We start from the raw sequence: 17,390 nt of genomic DNA, 5'->3' as shown, positions 1-17,390 counted from the left end.
ATTCATGGTCGCCCCAGTCACTTTCCTCGTTCAGGGGGACCTAGGCTGGCAGGGTGTCGACGCTCAGTGATCTCGTACTTGCCCAGGGCCGCAGCAGTGCCGAGGATGTGGACTGGCTCCACATGCTCGTCGCGGACGGTCAGCTCCTCGCCGACCTTGCTTTCGCGGACATCGTGGTGTGGGTGCCCGGCACGACCGGGAGTTTCGTGGCGGTCGCGCACGCGCGCCCCTCGAGCGCCGCGACCCTGTTCTACCGCGACTTCGTCGGGCAGGGAATCAAGGGGGAATGGCGCCAGCAGGTGACGGAGGCCTTCGAGTCCGCCAGGATCGTGGATACGACGGCCCCGGACTGGTACGAGGAGACTCCGACCCGCGTCAGGGCGATCCCCGTGATGCGCCGGCTCAGCACGACCGGTTCCCAGATCGCACCCGTGCCCGTCGCCGTGCTCACCCGGCACACGAACCTCAGCGAGGCGCGCACCCCGAGCCGCCAGGAACTCACCTTCAACGACTGCGCCAACGACCTGTTCGCGATGATCGCCTCCGGCGATTTCCCCGATCTCGGCGCTCCGACCGGCCCGCGCCGCGGCGCCCCGCGCGCCTCGGACGGCCTGATCCGGCTCGACCTCGACGGTGTCACGACCTTCGCGAGCCCCAACGCGCTCTCCGCCTTCAACCGGATGGGCTTCGTCGACGAGCTCGAGGGCGAGTCACTCGCCGAGGTCACGACGGGATTGCTCACCGGCACGGTCGTCGTCGACGAATCGCTCCCGCTCGTCGTCACCGGCCGGGCTCCCTGGCGAACGGATGTCGAGGCTCGCGGGGTGACCGTCTCGCTCCGCGCGATCCCGATCCGCAACCGCGGCCAGCGGATCGGCGCGATCGTGCTCTGCCGCGACGTGACCGAACTGCGCCACCAGGAGCGCGAACTCATCACGAAGGACGCGACCATCCGGGAGATCCACCACCGGGTGAAGAACAACCTCCAGACCGTGGCGTCGCTGCTCCGGATCCAGGCCAGGCGGACCCACTCCGATACCGCGCGCGAGGCGCTCAACCAGGCCATGCGCCGGGTCGCGGCGATCGCTGTCGTCCACGACACCCTGTCGACGGGGCTGAACCAGCAGGTCGACTTCGACGTCGTCTTCGACCGGGTGCTGCTCCTGATCGCCGAGGTCGCATCCGCTCACAACACGACGGCGCACCCGAAGCTGTCTGGCAGTTTCGGCGTTCTGCCGAGCGCCTTCGCCACCCCGCTCGCGCTCGCGCTCACGGAGCTCGTCACGAACGCGGTCGAGCATGGCCTCGCCGGCCGGGAGGGCGAAGTCGTGATCGAGGCCGAGCGCAACGAAGAGACCCTCACGGTGCGCGTGCGTGACAACGGTTCCGGTCTTCCCGAGGGCAAGGTCGGATCGGGACTGGGCACGCAGATCGTGCGCACCTTGATCCAGGGCGAGCTCAGCGGGAGCATCGACTGGCACACGATGATGGGCAGCGGCACCGAAGTGACGATCGAGATTCCCCTGCGGTACATGCGTGAGACCTGACTGCCGCGGGGGCGGCAGCCAGGTCTCAGGACACGGGCGGTGGGGCTAGGACGCGCGGCGCGCCCGTGCGGCACGGCGCTTGAGGGCGCGGCGTTCGTCTTCGCTCAGGCCGCCCCAGACGCCGGAATCCTGTCCGGTCTCCAGTGCGTACTGGAGGCACACCTCGGTCACATTGCAACGGGCACACACAGACTTGGCCTTCTCGATCTGGTCCACAGCGGGTCCAGTGTTACCGACGGGGAAGAACAATTCCGGGTCGGCGGTGAGGCAGGCCGCTTTGTCGCGCCAGTCCATAGAGATGCTCCTTTATTGCAGGGTGCCTGGCCGATTGGCCGAAGATGAGAGGCTGCCGATTGCAGGAAGGTAAGCGATTTACGCATTCATAGGGCTCACGTCCCTGTGAGCGTCAACCGGGCCTCAATTATGGTCGCATAATGGTGGGGTCAAATCAATAGTTTGGTATGGGATATCTCTGTGAATCAACAGTTCGACCAGCGTCCGGACGGTGACGCCGGTGCGTTCCGCCCGCGTCGTGCGCCCGCACTCCTTCTCCTCGCCGGCCTGCTCTGGGCCGAGGCCGCCCTGCTCTGGGCCGCGGTGGTCTGGCTCGTCCTCGAGCTTCTCACCGCGACGCCGACCTCGCTCGCGAGCGGGGTCGCGATCCTGATCATCGTGCTGATCGCCGCCGCCTGGGTGACCGCGATCGCGGTCAATTCCCTGAGGCGCCGCGGCTGGATCCGCGGCGCCGCGGTGACCTGGCAGGTCGTGCAGATCGCCGTCGCCGTCGGCTGCTTCCAGGGGCTGTACGCGCGTCCGGATCTCGGCTGGGCGCTCCTGGTGCCCTCGATCGTGGTGCTCGGGCTCCTGTTCACCCCAGCGGTGCTCGCGGCCACGCAAACCCCGCGGGATGAGGGCGACACGGCCGGGTAGACATCCGTCGCCGAGTGTTCACACAGTATTTCGTCCAGGCAGCAGGTCGGTGCCACCCGGACGGCAACGGATGTCGTCAGTGGCCGCTGACGGCCCCTGACGGCCCCGGGGGAGTGGGACCGGGTAGTCAGTCGCCGAGGCCGAGCTTCTTGCGCAGGCTCGCGACGTGGCCCGTCGCACGTACGTTGTAGAGCGCGAGCGTGATCAGTCCGGCCTCGTCGATCACGAAGGTGGACCGCAGGACGCCCGTGACGGTCTTGCCGTAGAGGTTTTCTCGCCCCAGGCGGCGTACGCCCGGTGCACGGTGAGGTCGCTGTCGCTCAGGAGCGGGAACGTGAGGCCCTCGGCGTCCCGGAAGGCCCGGAGCTTCTCCGGCGTGTCCCGCGAGACGCCGAGCACGCGGTAGCCCGCAGTCTCGAGCGAACCGAGGCTGTCGCGGAAATCGCAGGCCTGCTTCGTGCAGGCCGGGGTGAGCGCGGCCGGGTAGAAGTAGACGACGACCTTCGAGCCCGCGAACCCGGCGAGCGAGACGGATGCGCCGTCCTGGTCGGTGAGCGTGAACTGCGGTGCCGGGTCGCCGGCTTCGAGGCGCGTGGAATCCGTCATGCCCCCACGTTAGTGGTGCGGGGACACCGCGAAGGTCGCGAGCAGTCGTTGCAGCGAGTCGAGGCGGGCCTTGCCGGTGTCGCCGAGTTCGCCGGCCGCGACGGCCTCGTTGATGGCGCAGTCCGGCGAGTCCGGCAGATGGGTACAGCCGCGCGGGCACTTCTCCGCGATCGCGGCGAGGTCGGTGAACGCCTTGAGGATGTTGTCGGTGTTGATATGCCCGAGGCCGAAGGAGCGCACTCCGGGAGTGTCGATGACCCAGCCGCGGCCGGCATCCGTTTCGAGTCGCAGCGAGACCGTCGAGGACGAGGTGTGCCTGCCGCGGCCGGTCACGGTGTTCACGACGCCGACGGCGCGGTGCGCGTCCGGCACGAGGGCGTTGACGAGCGTGGACTTGCCGACGCCGGAGTGGCCGACGAAGACGGTGTCATGGCCGACGAGCGCAGCGGAGATGCTCTCGAGCGGCATGGCGTCGTCGCGGCTCGTGAAGACGATCAGGTCGAGGCCGGCGAAGTTGTTCAGGAACTCGGCGGGATCGGCGAGGTCGGTCTTCGTGATGCAGAGGATCGGCGTGACGCCCGCGTCGTACGCCGCGACGAGGTACCGGTCGACCAGGCGGATGCGCGGCTCCGGGTTCGCGGCGGCGACGACGATGAGCATCTGGTCGGCATTGGCGACGATGACCCGTTCGACGGCGTCGGTGTCGTCGGCGCTGCGGCGCAGCAGGGTGACCCGCGGCACGATCCGCACGATGCGGGCGAGGCTGCCCTCCGCCCCGGTGGTGTCTCCGACGATGTCGACGCGGTCGCCGGTCACGACGGCGTGCTTGCGCAGCTCGCTCGCCCTGGCCGCGGTCACCCGTCGTTCGGTGTGCTTGTTCTCGTCGAGCATGACGGTGTAGCGGCCGCGGTCGACCGAGAGGATGCGCCCGGTGAGCGCGTCCTCGTGGTCAGGGCGGGTCTTGGTGCGCGGTTTGCTGCCCTTGCGGTTGGGGCGCACCCGCACGCTCGACTCGTCGAACTCGGGTTCGTCGTCGTCCGCGCCGGCCCACCAGCTCATGCGAGCACGGTCGAGGCGAGGAGCGCGTGCCACAGTTCGGGGAACTGGGGGAGCGTCTTCGCAGTCGTGCCGATGTCCTCGACCAGGACGCCGGGAACAGCGAGGCCGATCAGGGCTCCCGCCGTCGCCATCCGGTGGTCGTCGTAGCTGTGCCACTGTCCGCCGTGCAGGGGCCGCGGGTCGATCTGCAGGCCGTCCGGCAGCTCCGTGACGGCGCCGCCGAGCCCGTTGATCTCCGTCACGAGGGCGGCGAGGCGGTCGGTCTCGTGGTTCCGGATGTGGCCGATGCCGGTGATCGTGCTCGGGGAATCCGCGAGGGCGGCGAGGGCGACGAGGGCCGGCGCGAGCTCACCTCCCGTTGAGAGGTCGAGAGTGACGCCGGTGAGATGCTCGCCCGCGGTGACCGTGAGACGGTCGCCCGCGCGGGTGACGATCGCGCCGAACAGCGGCAGCAGGTACGCGAGGTCGGCGCCGACCTGGGTCGTCTCGGCAGGCCAGCCCGTGATCGTGACGCTCCCGCCGGCCACGAGCGCGGCCGCGAGGAACGGCGCGGCGTTGGACAGGTCTGGTTCGATGTCGACGTCGATACCCCGGATCGGGCCGGGCTCGACGATCCATTCGCCGACGGCTGGGCTCGTCACGGTGACCCCGCGGCGGGCGAGGGTCGCGATCGTCATCTCGATGTGCGGCAGGCTCGGCAGGCGTTCGCCGTCGTGTCGGAGGTGCAGTCCGCGCTCGAACCGCGGGGCGGCGAGGAGCAGGCCGGAGACGAACTGGCTCGAGGTGGACGCGTCGATCGTGACCTCACCGCCGGAGAGGCTGCCGGTGCCGTGCACCGTGAACGGCAGCGCGTGGCGGCCGTCGTCGTTGATGTCGGCGCCGAGGGCGCTGAGGGAGGAGATCGTGGTCGCCATCGGGCGGCGGCGTGCACCGGCGTCGCCGTCGAACGTCGTCGGGCCGAGCGCGAGGGCGGCGACGGGCGGGAGGAAGCGCATCACGGTGCCGGCCAGGCCGCAGTCGATCGTCGTCGAGCCGAAGAGCTCGCCCGGGGTGACCCGGAGGTCCGCGCCGAACTCGCCGTCGCCGGGGACGGACTCGATCGTGGCGCCCAGCTGCCGGAGCGCGGCGACCATCAGGTCGCTGTCGCGGGAGTGCAGCGGTGCGCGGAGGAGGGAGGGCCCGTCGGCGAGGGCCGCGAGCACGAGCTCGCGGTTGGTGAGCGACTTCGAGCCCGGCAGGGAGACGACGGCGGCGAGCGGCCGCGCTGCAACAGGGGCCGGCCACCAGGCATCCGTCTCTTCGGGCGCGTTGTCGCCGTAGGGATCGAAATCGGGCTTGGAATATCTCGAGATCAACATCGGTTATCAGGATAGTCGGTGATGAACAGATGAGGGAGGTCCCGATGGTGCTGTCAACGGTGCTTGAACGACCCGAAACGTCCGTGATCGACGCATTAGAATTGTCCGTGATGACAACTGACGCGATCGACCTGCGAGACCTGTTCGAAGAACAGGCGATGCCCTACATCGACCAGCTCTACGCCGCAGCAATGCGGATGACGCGCAATCCCTCGGATGCGCAGGACCTGGTCCAGGAGACGTTCGTCAAGTCGTTCGCCGCGTTCAAGCAGTTCGAGCAGGGCACCAATCTCAAAGCGTGGCTCTACCGCATCCTCACGAACACGTTCATCAACACCTATCGCAAGAAGCAGCGCGAGCCCTACCAGGGCACCATCGACGACCTCGAAGACTGGCAGCTCGGGGGCGCCGAATCGACGACCGCGATGGCGAGTCGCTCGGCAGAGGCCGAAGCGATCGATCACCTGCCGGACAGCGCCGTGAAGGACGCCCTGCAGTCCATCCCGGAAGACTTCCGGCTGGCCGTGTACTTCGCCGACGTCGAGGGCTTCTCCTACCAGGAGATCGCCGAAATCATGAAAACACCGATCGGCACCGTAATGAGCCGCCTGCACCGTGGCCGGCGACTCCTGCGTGACCTGTTGGCCGGCTATGCGCTCGAGCGCGGCCTGGGCTCAGCCCAGCCCGCATCCGGGACCCCGGCTGCAACGGGCCGGGCCGGCCGTAACACCTCTGGGAGCACGAAATGACCGATTGCGGCTGCGAGAAGGCCAAGGCCGAACTCGAGGAATACCTCCACAACGAACTCTGCGGCGAGGACACCGCCGATATCCAGGAGCACCTGGCCCACTGCACGGACTGCAGCAGCGAACACCTCGTCGGGCGCACCCTGACCGAGGCCGTGCAGCGCGCCTGCCGGGAGATCGCTCCGGAAGACCTCCGCGACCAGGTGTTGCTCAAACTGCGTACCATCCAGTCCTCGCACTGACTCCCGCCTGGCACTGACTCCTGCCTGGCGTGTCCCTCGCGGCACCGTCGTTCGGCGGATGCCCGTGACGGGTCACCCGGCGGACTGGCTGGTTTCGACGTCACTCTCGTCGACGTCGATGAAGGCGGCATCCGCGAAGGCAGCGTCGTCGCCGACGCCGGTCGCGACCGTTTCCGTCGTTGTGGCGTCGTCCCTGGCCGCGCCGGTCGGCGTGCCGGCCTCGACCGAACCCAGGTAGAACATCGCTCCCGTCGGGTCTGCGACCTGGGCGAAGGTGCCGAACTCCGAGTCCCACGGCTCGCGAAGCACCGCGCCGCCCAGCTCGACGACCCGGGCGGCGGCCGTTGCCGCGTCCGGGACGCCGAAGTACACCGCCCAGTGCGAGGGAACACCCTCCGGGAGGAACGCCGTCGAGTCCATGACCCCGGCGACGGGCATGCCCTCCGGCCCGATCGTGCTGTACCGGAATTCCGGGGTGTCGCTCAGGACCTGCGGGTCCCAGCCGAAGACGGTCGCGTAGAACGGCAGGGCGGCGTCGTAGTCCCGACTGCTGAGTTCGTGCCAGATCGGTGTCCCCGGCCGGGCGACGGTGTGGAAGCCGTCGAACTCAATGGGCTGCCAGATGCCGACCGCGGCGCCGGAGGGGTCCGCGAGCACCGCGGTGCGTCCCATCCCGCCGACCGTGAGCGGCTCCAGGAGCACCTGGCCTCCGGCTGCGACCGCGGCCGTCACCGTGTCGTCGACGTCGTCGACCGAGAGGTAGACGAGCCACGCGTCCGGCGCGTTCGACCCGTCAGGGGCGGCGGCCATTCCTGCGACATCTGCGGCTCCGCGCGAGAAGGTCACGTAGTTGCCGTATTCGGGTCCGGATTCGCTCGCGTGCCACCCGAAGAGCTGGGTGTAGAACTCACGGTCCTTCGAGGGATCCGAGGTCATCAGGTCGTTCCAGCAGGGTTCGCCGAGCCGGGTCACATCGCGGGTGGACACAGCAACACTCCTTCGGTCGCGTCGCGGTCCCTGTCACCTTTGAGGTCGCGATCGCGGCCAGCCTACGACCGGGCCCGTCTCCGGGCAATGCCCGTGCCCTTCCGGTCGAGAGTGCCCGCCAGAACGGGAACTCTCGACCGGAAAGGTACGCCTAGAGGGTGAGCGCGTTCCTCAGCAGGTCGACCTGTTCGGCGGCGTGCCTCTTCGCGGAGCCGGCCGCCGGCGATGCGGAGGCGGCCCGGGAGAACACCCGAACCGGGCGCTTGACGACCTTGCTGGTGCTGAAGTAGAAGAACGGCCAGGCGCCCTGGTTTTCCGGCTCATCCTGCACCCAGGCGAGTTCGGCGTCCGGGTACTGGGCGACGACCTGCTGAATCTCGGCTGCGGGCAGCGGGTAGAACTGCTCGATCCGCACGAGTGCGATCTCGGGGTTCGGGTTCTTCTCGAGCTCGCTGAGCAGGTCGTAGTAGAGCTTGCCCGCCATGAACAGCACGCGCTTGACAGCGGACTTGTCTGTGATGCGCGCGTCGTCGATCACGGGCTCGAAACGTCCGCTGGTGAAGTCGGCGACCGCGCTCGTCGCGCCGCGCAGGCGGAGCATCGACTTGGGCGTGAAGACCACGAGCGGGCGCCGCGGGCGCATGTACGCCTGGCGGCGCAGCAGGTGGAAGTACGAGGCCGGCGTCGAGGGGCGGGCGACGGTCATGTTGTTCTCGGCGCACAGCTGGAGGTAGCGTTCGATCCTCGCCGAGGAGTGGTCGGGGCCCTGGCCCTCGTACCCGTGCGGGAGGAGGAGCACGACGGAGGACCGCTGGCCCCACTTCTGCTCGGCGGAGGACACGAACTCGTCGATCACGGTCTGGGCGCCGTTGGCGAAGTCGCCGAACTGGGCTTCCCAGAGAACGAGCGCGTCGGCGCGTTCGACGGAGTAGCCGTACTCGAAGCCCATCGCCGCGTATTCGCTCAGGAGCGAGTCGTAGATCCAGAACCGGGCCTGGTCCTCGCTGAGGTTCGCGAGCGGCAGCCATTCCTGGCCGTTGATGCGGTCGTGGAGAACGGCGTGACGCTGCACGAAGGTGCCGCGGCGGGCATCCTGGCCGGCGAAGCGCACCGGGGTGCGCTCGAGCAGGAGGGAACCGAGGGCGAGGAGCTCACCGAACGCCCAGTCGATGTTGCCGTTCCGGCTCATGTCCGCACGCTTCTGCATGAGCTGCTGGAGCTTGTTGTGGACCGTGAAGCCGGCGGGCTTGTTGAGGAAGGCATCCCCGATGAGGTGCACGACCGCCTCGGGGACGCCCGTGGTCGCAGGCTCGCCGACGGCTTCGTCCTGGAGGTTGTTGCCGGAGGACAGGCCCTGGCTGCCGACGACCGGGATCGACGAGGACTGCGCGGCGTGCGTCTCCAAGAACGCGCGTTCGAGGCGGTCCTGGAAGTCGGCGTGCGCGGCCTCGTACTCTGCCTCGGTGATGTCGCCACGTCCGACGAGCGCCTCGGTGTAGAGCTTCCGCACCGAGCGCTTGGCCTCGATCAGGTTGTACATCAGGGGCTGGGTCATCGAGGGGTCGTCGCCCTCGTTGTGGCCACGCCTGCGGTAGCAGATCAGGTCGATCACGACGTCGCGCTTGAACTCCTGGCGGTAGGCGAATGCGAGCTCAGCGACCCGCACGACGGCCTCGGGGTCGTCGCCGTTCACGTGGAAGATCGGCGCCTGGATGGTCTTCGCGACGTCCGTCGAATACACCGAGGTGCGCGCGTCGAGGGGCAGCGTCGTGAAGCCGACCTGGTTGTTGACGACGAGGTGGATCGTGCCGCCGGTGCGGAAGCCGCGCAGCTGGGACATCTGCAGCGTTTCGAGCACGATGCCCTGGCCGGCCATGGCTGCGTCGCCGTGCACGAGCACGGGGAGGGTCGAGAAGGTGCCGATCGGCTTGCGGTCCTGCTTGGCGCGCACGATGCCCTCGAGGACGCCGTCGACGGCTTCGAGGTGCGAGGGGTTCGCGGCGAGGTACACCGGGATCTCCACGCCGTTGTTTCCGCGGAAGCTGCCCTCCGTGCCGAGGTGGTACTTGACGTCCCCTGAGCCCTGCACGCTTCTGGGGTCCTGGGTGCCCTCGAACTCGCGGAAGATCTGGCCGTAGGTCTTTCCGGCGATGTTGGTGAGCACGTTCAGCCGGCCACGGTGGGCCATGCCGATCGCGACGCCGTCGAGGCCGGCATTCGCCGCACCTTCGAGGATCGCGTCGAGGAGCGGGATGGTGGACTCGCCGCCCTCGAGGCTGAACCGCTTCTGGCCGACGTACTTGGTCTGCAGGAAGGTCTCGAAGGCCTCGGCCTCGTTGAGCTTTCCGAGGATGCGCATCTGCTCGTCATGCGTGGGCTTGACGTAGGTCTTCTCCATCTTTTCCTGCATCCACTTGCGCTGGGCAGGGTCCTGGATATGCATGTACTCGATGCCGGTCGTGCGGCAGTAGGAGTCGCGGAGCACACCGAGGATGTCGCGGAGCAGCATCAGCCGCTGGCTGCCGAAGCCGCCCGTGACGAACTGGCGGTCGAGGTCCCAGAAGGTCAGGCCGTGGTTGGCGATGTCGAGGTCGGGGTGGGTGCGCTGGGTGTATTCGAGCGGGTCGACGTCGGCCATCAGGTGTCCGCGGACCCGGTAGGCGTTGATCAGTTCCTGCACGCGCGCGGTCTTGTCGACGGCGCTCGCGAGGTCGACGCTGATGTCGGGCGCCCAGTGGATCGGGTCGTATGGAATGCGCAGCGCCGCGAAGATGTCTTCGTAAAAGTGGTGCCCGCCGATGAGGAGCTCGTGCACGATCTTGAGGAATTCGCCGGAGCCGGCGCCCTGGATGACGCGGTGGTCGTAGGTGCTCGTGAGGGTGATGGTCTTGGAGATGGCCAGGCCGGTGAGCGTCTTGACGCTCGCACCCTGGAACTCGGCCGGGTAGTCGAGGGCGCCGGCGCCGATGATGCAGCCCTGCCCCTTCATCAGCCGGGGGACGGAGTGCACGGTCCCGATGCCGCCCGGGTTGGTGAGCGAAACGGTCGCGCCGGAGAAGTCGTCGGCGGTCAGCTTGTTCTTGCGCGCGCGGGTGACGAGGTCTTCGTAGGACGACAGGTACTCGCCGAAGGTCATGGTGTCCGCACGCTTGATCGCGGGGACCATCAGGGCGCGGGTGCCGTCCGGCTTGGGCAGGTCGATCGCGATGCCGAGGCCGACGTGGGCGGGAGCGACGACGGAGGGCTTTCCGTCGATCTCGTCGTACCAGACGTTCTGGCTCGGGAACATCTTGAGGGCCTTGATCAGCGCCCAGCCGATCAGGTGCGTGAAGGAGACCTTGCCACCGCGGGACCTGCGCATGTGGTTGTTCATCACGATGCGGTTGTCGATCAGGAGCTTGGCCGGGATGGTGCGCACGCTCGTCGCCGTTGGCACGGTGAGGCTCGTGGCCATGTTGGCGGCGAGGCTCTTCTGCATGCCGCGGAGCGGGGTGACGAGGTCCTGCGTCTCGGCAGGGCCAGCCGGCGCCGGCTGACCCTTGACCGGCGCGTCGGCAGGGACGGGGAGCGAACGCGGGGCGGTCGAGGTGGTGCGGGCGGTGCGCTGGCCGCCGATGATCGCGATCGGTGCCGTGATCGGGGCGGGCTCGACCGGGGCGGATGCGACGGGGGCCGGTGCGACCGGGGTTGCTGCTGCGGGGGCGGATGCCGCCGTCTGGGCCGGCTGCGCGGCCTCGGCAGCGGGTGATTCCGCGTCGTGGCCTGCCCCGTTCGCGGTCTGGTGGTAGCTCTCCAGCACGGGCCACCAGGACTCATCCACCGAGTTCTTGTCGACGAGGTACCGTTCGTACAGCTCGTCGACGAGCCACTCGTTCGCTCCGAATTCACCCGACGTTGCTTCGTCGGATCCACTACCGGTCAACTGGCTCGACACAGCCGGTTCCCACTCTCTGCGTTGAATTTTGGATATCCCCGGCCGAAAATCGCCGGTTCGGTCTGCCCGCCCAGCCTAAACCAATCGCGCATGGCTGCGGGTATCGATGCGGGGGCTAGCGTTATTTGCATGCAGTTCTATGGAGCGATCCCCAGCCACGATCTCACGTATTCCGACGTCTTCCTGGTGCCGAGCGAATCGGCCGTCACGAGCAGGCTCGACGTCTCCCTCGCGCCCGGAGACGGGACAGGGGCCACCATCCCTGTCGTGTCCGCGAACATGAACTCGGTGACCGGTCCCCGGCTCGCCGCGTCCCTCGCACGCCGCGGCGGACTCGGCGTGCTGCCGCAGGACATGCACCTGCAGGAACTCGACGCCGCGATCCGCTGGGTGAAGGACCAGTCGACCCGTTTCGACACCCCGTTCATCTTCGGGCCGGGTGAAACGGTCGCGAGCGCCCTGCGCCAGGTGCCCCCGTCGCCGGCCAGGGCATCGTCGTCAACGACGCCCGCGGCGCATACCTCGGCTGCATCGACGCCGCCAGGCTCGGCACCGCCCTGCCGGACGCCCAGCTCGGCGACCTGCTGCACGGCCCGCTGACGTCCCTCGACGCCGAGGACATCGACGGCCCGCGCCGCGCCTTCGACGTGATGACCGCCGCGGAACTCGACTTCGCCCCCGTGCTCCGCCACGGCGTCATGGTCGGCACCCTGAGCCGCAAGAGCGCGCTCCGCTCGACCCTCTATCAGCCCTCCGTCGACGCCCACGGGCGTCTGCTCGTCGCCGCGGCGATCGGCATCAACGGCGACGTGGCCGCGAAGGCACGCGCGCTCGTCGCCGCCGGTGTCGACGTCCTCGTCGTCGACACCGCGCACGGGCACCAGGCCGGCATGCTGCGGGCGCTCGGCATCGTCGCAGGGCTCGGCCTCGGCATCCCGATCGTCGCAGGCAACGTCGTGACCGCGGATGCCGTCAACGACCTGGTCGGGGCGGGCGCCACCATCGTGAAGGTCGGCGTCGGACCCGGCGCGATGTGCACGACCCGGATGATGACCGCCGTCGGCCGGCCGCAGTTCTCCGCCGTGCTCGAGACCGCAGCCGCCGCGCGCGAACTCGGCGCGCACGTCTGGGCGGACGGCGGGGTGCGCTACCCCAGGGACGTGGCGCTCGCACTCGCCGCCGGCGCGGCATCCGTCATGATCGGCTCGTGGTTCGCCGGCACCATCGAGGCGCCTGGCCTGCTCGACACGGATGCCTCCGGCGCGGTCTACAAGGAGAGCTGGGGCATGGCATCGACCAAGGCCGTTCAGGAACGCTTCGACAGGCTCGACCCGTACGAGCTCGCACGGAAGACCCTCTTCGCAGAGGGCATCTCGAGCTCGAAGATCTACCTCGACCCGCTCCGTCCCTCACTCGAGGACCTGCTCGACATGATCACCTCCGGTGTGCGCAGCTCGTTCAGCTACGCGGGCGCGACCAACCTCGACGAATTCCACGAGCGCTCCCTCGTCGGGATCCAGTCGGCCGCCGGCTACGAGGAGGGCAAGGCCCTCCCGGTCTCCTGGTAGCGGTCGCTTCCTGACAATCGGGTCCGGGTGTGCCACGCGCACCCGGTCCCGCACGGGACCTGCACGGTATAGTTGGATGAATAATGGACGACCCTCCTCCTGCGAATTCGCCCAGTGACCGTTCTCCCCGTGAGAACGGTTTTCCCCTTGTGACGACAGCTGCAACGACAGCTGTAACGAAAGCGGACGCCGGGCCCCGCGATGTTTGAGTGGGTCATGCTCGGCGTCGGCATCATCCTGACCATCGGCACCGGCCTCTTCGTCGCGAGCGAGTTCTCCCTCGTGAATCTCGAGCGCAGCGACCTCGAGGCCAGGCAGGCCCGCGGAGAGACGCGGCTCGCGAAGACCATCGCGGCCCTGAAGATCACCTCGACGCACCTCTCGAGCGCCCAGCTCGGCATCACCCTGACCACGCTCCTCACCGGCTACGCTCTCGAGCCCGCGATCAGCAGCCTGCTCGCGCCGCCGCTGCTGGCTGCGGGGTTCCCGAAACTCGTCGTGCCCGTCGTCGCCTCGACGGCCGCGATCGTGATCGCGACCCTCGCCTCGATGATCATCGGCGAGCTGGTGCCGAAGAACTTCGCCCTCGCCCTGCCGATCAAGACCGCGAAGCTCGTGATCCCGTTCCAGACCCTTTTCACGACCGTGTTCCGTCCGGCCGTGACCGTGCTCAACGGCAGCGCGAACGCCGTGCTCCGGTCGATCGGGATCGAACCCAAGGAAGAGCTGTCCGGAGCGCGCACCGCAGAGGAGCTCTCCTCGCTCGTGCGGCGTTCTGCCAGTGCCGGCCTGCTCGAGAAGGACACGGCGACGCTGCTGCACCGCACCCTGCTCTTCTCCGGCCACACCGCCGCCGACGTCATGACGCCCCGCCCGCGCGTCGCGAGCATCCAGCGCAACGCCTCCGCCCAGGCCGTGATCGACCTCACCCGCCAAACCGGGTACTCGCGGTTCCCCGTCGTCGACGAGGGAGTCGACGACGTCGTCGGCATCGTGCACGTGAAGCAGGCCGTCGCCGTGCCGCGGCACCGCCGGGCGGATGTCCCGGTGTCCGCACTCCAGTCCGAGGCCGTTCGCGTGCCGGAGACCATGAAACTCGACGGCCTCCTCGTCGAACTCCGCGGCCGCGGCTACCAGATGGCCGTCGTCGTCGACGAATACGGCGGAACCGCCGGTGTCGCGACCCTCGAGGACCTCGTCGAGGAACTGGTCGGCGAGGTCGCCGACGAGCACGACCGCACCAGGGCAGGGGTCGTGCGTTCGCCGGACTCCCTGACCTTCCCCGGGATGCTCCGCCCGGACGAACTCCTCGAACGCACCGGCGTCGTGGTTCCTGAGGACGGCCCGTACGAGACGGTCGCGGGTTTCGTGATGAGCGAGCTCGGCCGATTGCCCGTCGTCGGCGACGTCGTCGGCATCGCAACGGGAGAGCTCTCGGTCGAACGTCTCGACGGTCGCCGGATCGACCGCATCCGCTTCACGCCCACGTCGGAGCCGGAACCGGAGACCGAGTCCGAGCCGGGGACCACGGTCGCGGTCGCAACCGTACCGCTGGCGACGCCGGCGACGGCACCCTCTGCGCCCACCCGACCCACCGCGGCGAAGCCGAAGGAGCGCCGTCATGAGTGACTGGGCAGGAATCGTCTGGCTGTTCGTGCTGCTCGCCGGAAATGCCTTCTTCGTGGCCGCCGAGTTCGCGGTCATCTCTGCGAGGCGCTCCCAGATCGAGCCGCTCGCAGCCGCCGGCCGGATGGGCGCCCGGACGGCGCTCTACGCGATGGAGCACGCGACGCTCATGCTCGCGACGACCCAGCTCGGCATCACGGTGTGCTCGCTGCTGATCCTGAACGTTTCTGAGCCGGCGATCCACCACCTGCTCGAGGCGCCGCTCGCCCTGACCGGGCTGCCGGACGAGGCGCTCACCGCGATCGCGTTCATCGTGACGCTGCTGCTCGTCTCCTACCTGCACGTCGTGTTCGGAGAGATGGTGCCGAAGAACCTGTCGTTCTCGATCCCCGACAAGGCCGTGCTCGTGCTCGCGCCGCCGCTCGTGTTCTTCGGACGCCTCGTCAAGCCCCTGATCGTGGCGCTCAACTCGACTGCCAACGGCGTCCTGAGGCTGTTCCGGGTCGAGCCCAAGCACGAGGCGAACAGCACGTACACGCTCGAGGAGGTCGCGACGATCGTGTCGGAGTCGACCAGGGAGGGCGTGCTCCGCGACGGAACCGGTGCGCTCAGCGCGACGTTCGAGTTCACCACCCGCAAGGTGCGCGACGTCGCGGTCCCGCTCGCGGACCTGATCAGCCTGCCGGAGTCCGCAAGCCCGGCCGACGTGGAGAAGGCCGTCACCAAGCACGGTTTCTCGCGCTACGTGCTCGTGACCGCCGAAGGGGAGCCGACCGGCTACGTGCACCTCAAGGACGTGATCGACCTCGACGGCGACGCGGGAATCCCCGTCACGGGCAGCACCGCCGGGAACGGCCTCGGCAGCTACGCCGATCCCATCCCGGCCAAGCGCATCCGCCAGCTCGTGTCGATCTACGAAGGCACCGACCTCGAGGACGCGCTCGCGACCATGCGCCGCTCCGGAGCACATCTCGCCCGCTCGTTCACCGCAGTCGGGGCGACGACGGGGGTGCTCTTCCTCGAGGACATCATCGAAGAGCTCGTCGGCGAAGTGCAGGACGCGACCCGGCGCCTCTGAGCGGCGTCGAGGTACCGGGTCCGACGGACGCTGCGGGCAGGCCGGGACCTCGACGGCGGGTGCTCGAGGGCGTAAAATGTGCGCCGAAAGAAAGTGAGGCAGACTCATGTTGAGCCAGTTGGAAGCTTATTCGGTACTGCCGGCGAAGGACCTGAAGCGCGCGAGGGAGTTCTACCGGGACAAGCTCGGGCTCGAACCGGCGGAGGAGCACGAGCACGGGCTCGTCTACCGCACGCCGTCCGGGGCCAGGGTGCAGGTCTACGAAACCGAGAACGCCGGCACGGCCAGGAACACCGCGCTCGGCTGGATGACAGACGACCTCGAGGCCGAAATGGCCGCGCTGCGCAGCCGCGGAGTTGTGTTCGAGGAGTACGACGTGCCGGGACTCAAGACCGAGAACGGCATCGCAACGGACTCCGAGGGCAAGGCTGCCTGGTTCCGGGATTCGGAAGGGAATTTCATCTGCGTGTCCCAATCGGTGTGAATGGCCAGACGGCGTGAAGGGCCAGGCGCCCTGAGCGCCTGGCCGGAGTGAGCGCCGGGTCGGTGGGGCGCTCAGGCCTCCGGCCAGCGGGCGCGCAGGTACTGCGGCGGCCAATAGTCGATCGTCGCCCCGAGTTCGTGGGCTGCCCGCAACGGGAAGTGCGGGTCGCGCAGGAGTTCCCTCGCGAGCATGACGGCGTCGGCCTGCCCGCTCGCGAGGATCTCCTCGGCCTGCGCCGGGGTCGTGATGAGTCCGACCGCGCTCACCGGGACATCCGCTTCGCCCTTCACGAACGCGGCGAGCGGCACCTGGTAGCCGGGACTGAGCGGGATCTGCACGCCCGTGACGTTGCCGCCGGAGGAGATGTCGAAGAAGTCGGCGCCCGCGGTGCGCGCCCAGCCGGCGACGATGGCGGTCTCCTCCGGGGTCCAGCCTCCCGGGGCCCAGTCAGTGGCCGAGAAACGCACGAAGAGCGGATGCGACTCGCCGACCGCCGCGCGGACGGCCGCGACGACCCGCAGCAGCAGCCTGGCGCGGTTCTCGAGGGAACCGCCGAACTCGTCGGTGCGGTCGTTGCTGAGCGGGGAGAGGAACTGGTGCAGCAGGTACCCGTGTGCCGCATGGATCTCGAGCACGTCGAAGCCGGCTTCGATGGCGCGGACGGCCGCGGCGGCGAAATCGTCGACGACCGTGTCGATGCCGCGGGCGTCGAGGGCGACGGGAGCCGCGTAGCCGGGGAACGGGATGGTCGACGCCGACAGCGTCGGCCAGCCGCCCTCCGCCGCGGGGACGGTGCCGTGCCGGACGGCGCCGTGGCTGTCGGTGCCCCAGGCCGGCCAGGTCGATGCCTTGCGGCCGGCGTGCGCGAGCTGGATGCCGGCGCGTGCGCCCTGTCCGTGGATGAAGCGGACGATGCGGGCCCAGGCGTCGGCCTGCTCCGTGTTCCAGATGCCGGTGTCTCGGGCGGTGATGCGACCCTCCGGGCTCACCGCGCTCGCCTCGGCGATGACGAGGCCGGCCCCGCCCGCCGCGAGGCCGCCGAGGTGCACGAGGTGCCAGTCCTCCGGCACGCCGTCCTCTTTCAGGATCGAGTACTGGCACATCGGGGCGACCCAGAGCCGGTTACGCACGGTCAGGCCCCGGACGGTCAGGGGGCGGAAGGCGAGGGGCTGGGCGGGCTGCTGGGCGGGGGTGGGCTGGGTCAGGGGCACGCAAACCAATCTAT

13 protein-coding genes and 2 pseudogenes are annotated in these 17,390 nt (G+C 68.9%); 8 read left to right on the top strand and 7 right to left on the bottom strand.

From position 1 onward, the window contains the following. The first annotated feature begins 53 nt into the window (after nucleotides 1-53). Complete coding sequence (locus tag RGU41_RS12360) at nucleotides 54-1,547, top strand: sensor histidine kinase (protein WP_134449764.1); 1,494 nt, start codon at nucleotides 54-56, stop codon at nucleotides 1,545-1,547. Nucleotides 1,548-1,592: 45 nt separating this feature from the next. On the opposite strand, the gene RGU41_RS12355 is transcribed toward RGU41_RS12360, so the two are convergent. Beyond that, on the bottom strand, nucleotides 1,593-1,841 hold the full coding sequence (locus RGU41_RS12355) for a WhiB family transcriptional regulator (protein ID WP_035837005.1): 249 nt from the start codon (nucleotides 1,839-1,841) through the stop codon (nucleotides 1,593-1,595). Between the two features lie 180 nt (nucleotides 1,842-2,021). On the opposite strand from RGU41_RS12355, the gene RGU41_RS12350 reads away from it, so the two are divergent. Beyond that, on the top strand, nucleotides 2,022-2,477 hold the full coding sequence (locus tag RGU41_RS12350; RefSeq protein ID WP_134449765.1) for a hypothetical protein: 456 nt from the start codon (nucleotides 2,022-2,024) through the stop codon (nucleotides 2,475-2,477). Nucleotides 2,478-2,604: 127 nt separating this feature from the next. On the opposite strand, the pseudogene bcp reads toward RGU41_RS12350, so the two are convergent. The 3 genes and pseudogenes from bcp to aroA form a co-directional block, all read right to left on the bottom strand. Further along, a pseudogene (gene bcp / locus RGU41_RS12345) lies at nucleotides 2,605-3,083 on the bottom strand (thioredoxin-dependent thiol peroxidase). A 9-nt stretch (nucleotides 3,084-3,092) separates the two neighbouring features. Continuing rightward, entirely contained in the window at nucleotides 3,093-4,142 is a 1,050-nt protein-coding gene (rsgA, locus tag RGU41_RS12340; protein ID WP_134449767.1) for a ribosome small subunit-dependent GTPase A, read from the bottom strand. Further along, nucleotides 4,139-5,500, bottom strand: coding sequence for a 3-phosphoshikimate 1-carboxyvinyltransferase (aroA, locus tag RGU41_RS12335; protein WP_322136348.1), 1,362 nt, complete (start codon nucleotides 5,498-5,500; stop codon nucleotides 4,139-4,141). Before aroA ends, rsgA begins: the two co-directional genes overlap by 4 nt. Nucleotides 5,501-5,610: 110 nt before the next feature. Between aroA and RGU41_RS12330 the strand changes: the two genes are divergently transcribed. Continuing rightward, the gene (locus RGU41_RS12330) at nucleotides 5,611-6,249 is read left to right on the top strand and encodes a sigma-70 family RNA polymerase sigma factor (RefSeq protein WP_174774656.1); all 639 of its coding nucleotides are present in this window, start codon (nucleotides 5,611-5,613) and stop codon (nucleotides 6,247-6,249) included. Next, the gene (locus RGU41_RS12325; protein WP_134449770.1) at nucleotides 6,246-6,488 is read left to right on the top strand and encodes a zf-HC2 domain-containing protein; all 243 of its coding nucleotides are present in this window, start codon (nucleotides 6,246-6,248) and stop codon (nucleotides 6,486-6,488) included. The genes RGU41_RS12330 and RGU41_RS12325 overlap by 4 nt, the downstream gene beginning before the upstream one ends. Nucleotides 6,489-6,560: 72 nt before the next feature. Here the strand turns inward: RGU41_RS12325 and RGU41_RS12320 are convergent, their stop codons facing one another. Together RGU41_RS12320 and RGU41_RS12315 are read right to left on the bottom strand one after the other, a co-directional pair. Next, nucleotides 6,561-7,475 (bottom strand): VOC family protein, encoded by a 915-nt coding sequence (locus RGU41_RS12320; RefSeq protein ID WP_241975497.1) that lies wholly within the window; start codon nucleotides 7,473-7,475, stop codon nucleotides 6,561-6,563. A 151-nt stretch (nucleotides 7,476-7,626) separates the two neighbouring features. Then, on the bottom strand, nucleotides 7,627-11,409 hold the full coding sequence (locus tag RGU41_RS12315; RefSeq protein ID WP_322136347.1) for a multifunctional oxoglutarate decarboxylase/oxoglutarate dehydrogenase thiamine pyrophosphate-binding subunit/dihydrolipoyllysine-residue succinyltransferase subunit: 3,783 nt from the start codon (nucleotides 11,407-11,409) through the stop codon (nucleotides 7,627-7,629). A gap of 129 nt (nucleotides 11,410-11,538) precedes the next feature. Here RGU41_RS12315 and RGU41_RS12310 point away from each other — a divergent pair. From RGU41_RS12310 to RGU41_RS12295, 4 genes and pseudogenes are all read left to right on the top strand, one after another. Beyond that, nucleotides 11,539-12,977 (top strand): annotated as a pseudogene (locus RGU41_RS12310) (GuaB1 family IMP dehydrogenase-related protein). A 201-nt stretch (nucleotides 12,978-13,178) separates the two neighbouring features. After that, a complete protein-coding gene (locus RGU41_RS12305; protein WP_322136346.1) occupies nucleotides 13,179-14,606 on the top strand; it encodes a hemolysin family protein in 1,428 nt (475 codons plus the stop codon). After that, entirely contained in the window at nucleotides 14,599-15,681 is a 1,083-nt protein-coding gene (locus RGU41_RS12300) for a hemolysin family protein (RefSeq protein ID WP_134560600.1), read from the top strand. The genes RGU41_RS12305 and RGU41_RS12300 overlap by 8 nt, the downstream gene beginning before the upstream one ends. A 106-nt stretch (nucleotides 15,682-15,787) precedes the next feature. Beyond that, complete coding sequence (locus RGU41_RS12295; RefSeq protein ID WP_134449775.1) at nucleotides 15,788-16,165, top strand: VOC family protein; 378 nt, start codon at nucleotides 15,788-15,790, stop codon at nucleotides 16,163-16,165. Between the two features lie 71 nt (nucleotides 16,166-16,236). Here the strand turns inward: RGU41_RS12295 and RGU41_RS12290 are convergent, their stop codons facing one another. Continuing rightward, nucleotides 16,237-17,376: an NADH:flavin oxidoreductase/NADH oxidase gene (locus RGU41_RS12290; RefSeq protein WP_416172933.1), complete on the bottom strand. Its 1,140-nt coding sequence runs from the start codon at nucleotides 17,374-17,376 to the stop codon at nucleotides 16,237-16,239. Nucleotides 17,377-17,390 lie beyond the last annotated feature (14 nt).

This window comes from Cryobacterium sp. 10C3, assembly GCF_034314285.1.
Lineage (GTDB): Bacteria > Actinomycetota > Actinomycetes > Actinomycetales > Microbacteriaceae > Cryobacterium > Cryobacterium glucosi.
Note: the sequence above shows the minus strand (reverse complement) of the source record. Positions and strands in the feature narration are given on the sequence as shown.

What these genes read in the sequence shown, in the direction of transcription:
- RGU41_RS12355 (WP_035837005.1), bottom strand. Translation starts at nt 1,841, where the DNA reads ATGGACTGGCGCGACAAAGCGGCCTGCCTCACCGCCGACCCGGAATTG.
- rsgA (WP_134449767.1), bottom strand. Translation starts at nt 4,142, where the DNA reads ATGAGCTGGTGGGCCGGCGCGGACGACGACGAACCCGAGTTCGACGAG.
- aroA (WP_322136348.1), bottom strand. Translation starts at nt 5,500, where the DNA reads ATGTTGATCTCGAGATATTCCAAGCCCGATTTCGATCCCTACGGCGAC.
- RGU41_RS12330 (WP_174774656.1), top strand. Translation starts at nt 5,611, where the DNA reads ATGACAACTGACGCGATCGACCTGCGAGACCTGTTCGAAGAACAGGCG.
- RGU41_RS12325 (WP_134449770.1), top strand. Translation starts at nt 6,246, where the DNA reads ATGACCGATTGCGGCTGCGAGAAGGCCAAGGCCGAACTCGAGGAATAC.
- RGU41_RS12305 (WP_322136346.1), top strand. Translation starts at nt 13,179, where the DNA reads ATGTTTGAGTGGGTCATGCTCGGCGTCGGCATCATCCTGACCATCGGC.
- RGU41_RS12300 (WP_134560600.1), top strand. Translation starts at nt 14,599, where the DNA reads ATGAGTGACTGGGCAGGAATCGTCTGGCTGTTCGTGCTGCTCGCCGGA.
- RGU41_RS12295 (WP_134449775.1), top strand. Translation starts at nt 15,788, where the DNA reads ATGTTGAGCCAGTTGGAAGCTTATTCGGTACTGCCGGCGAAGGACCTG.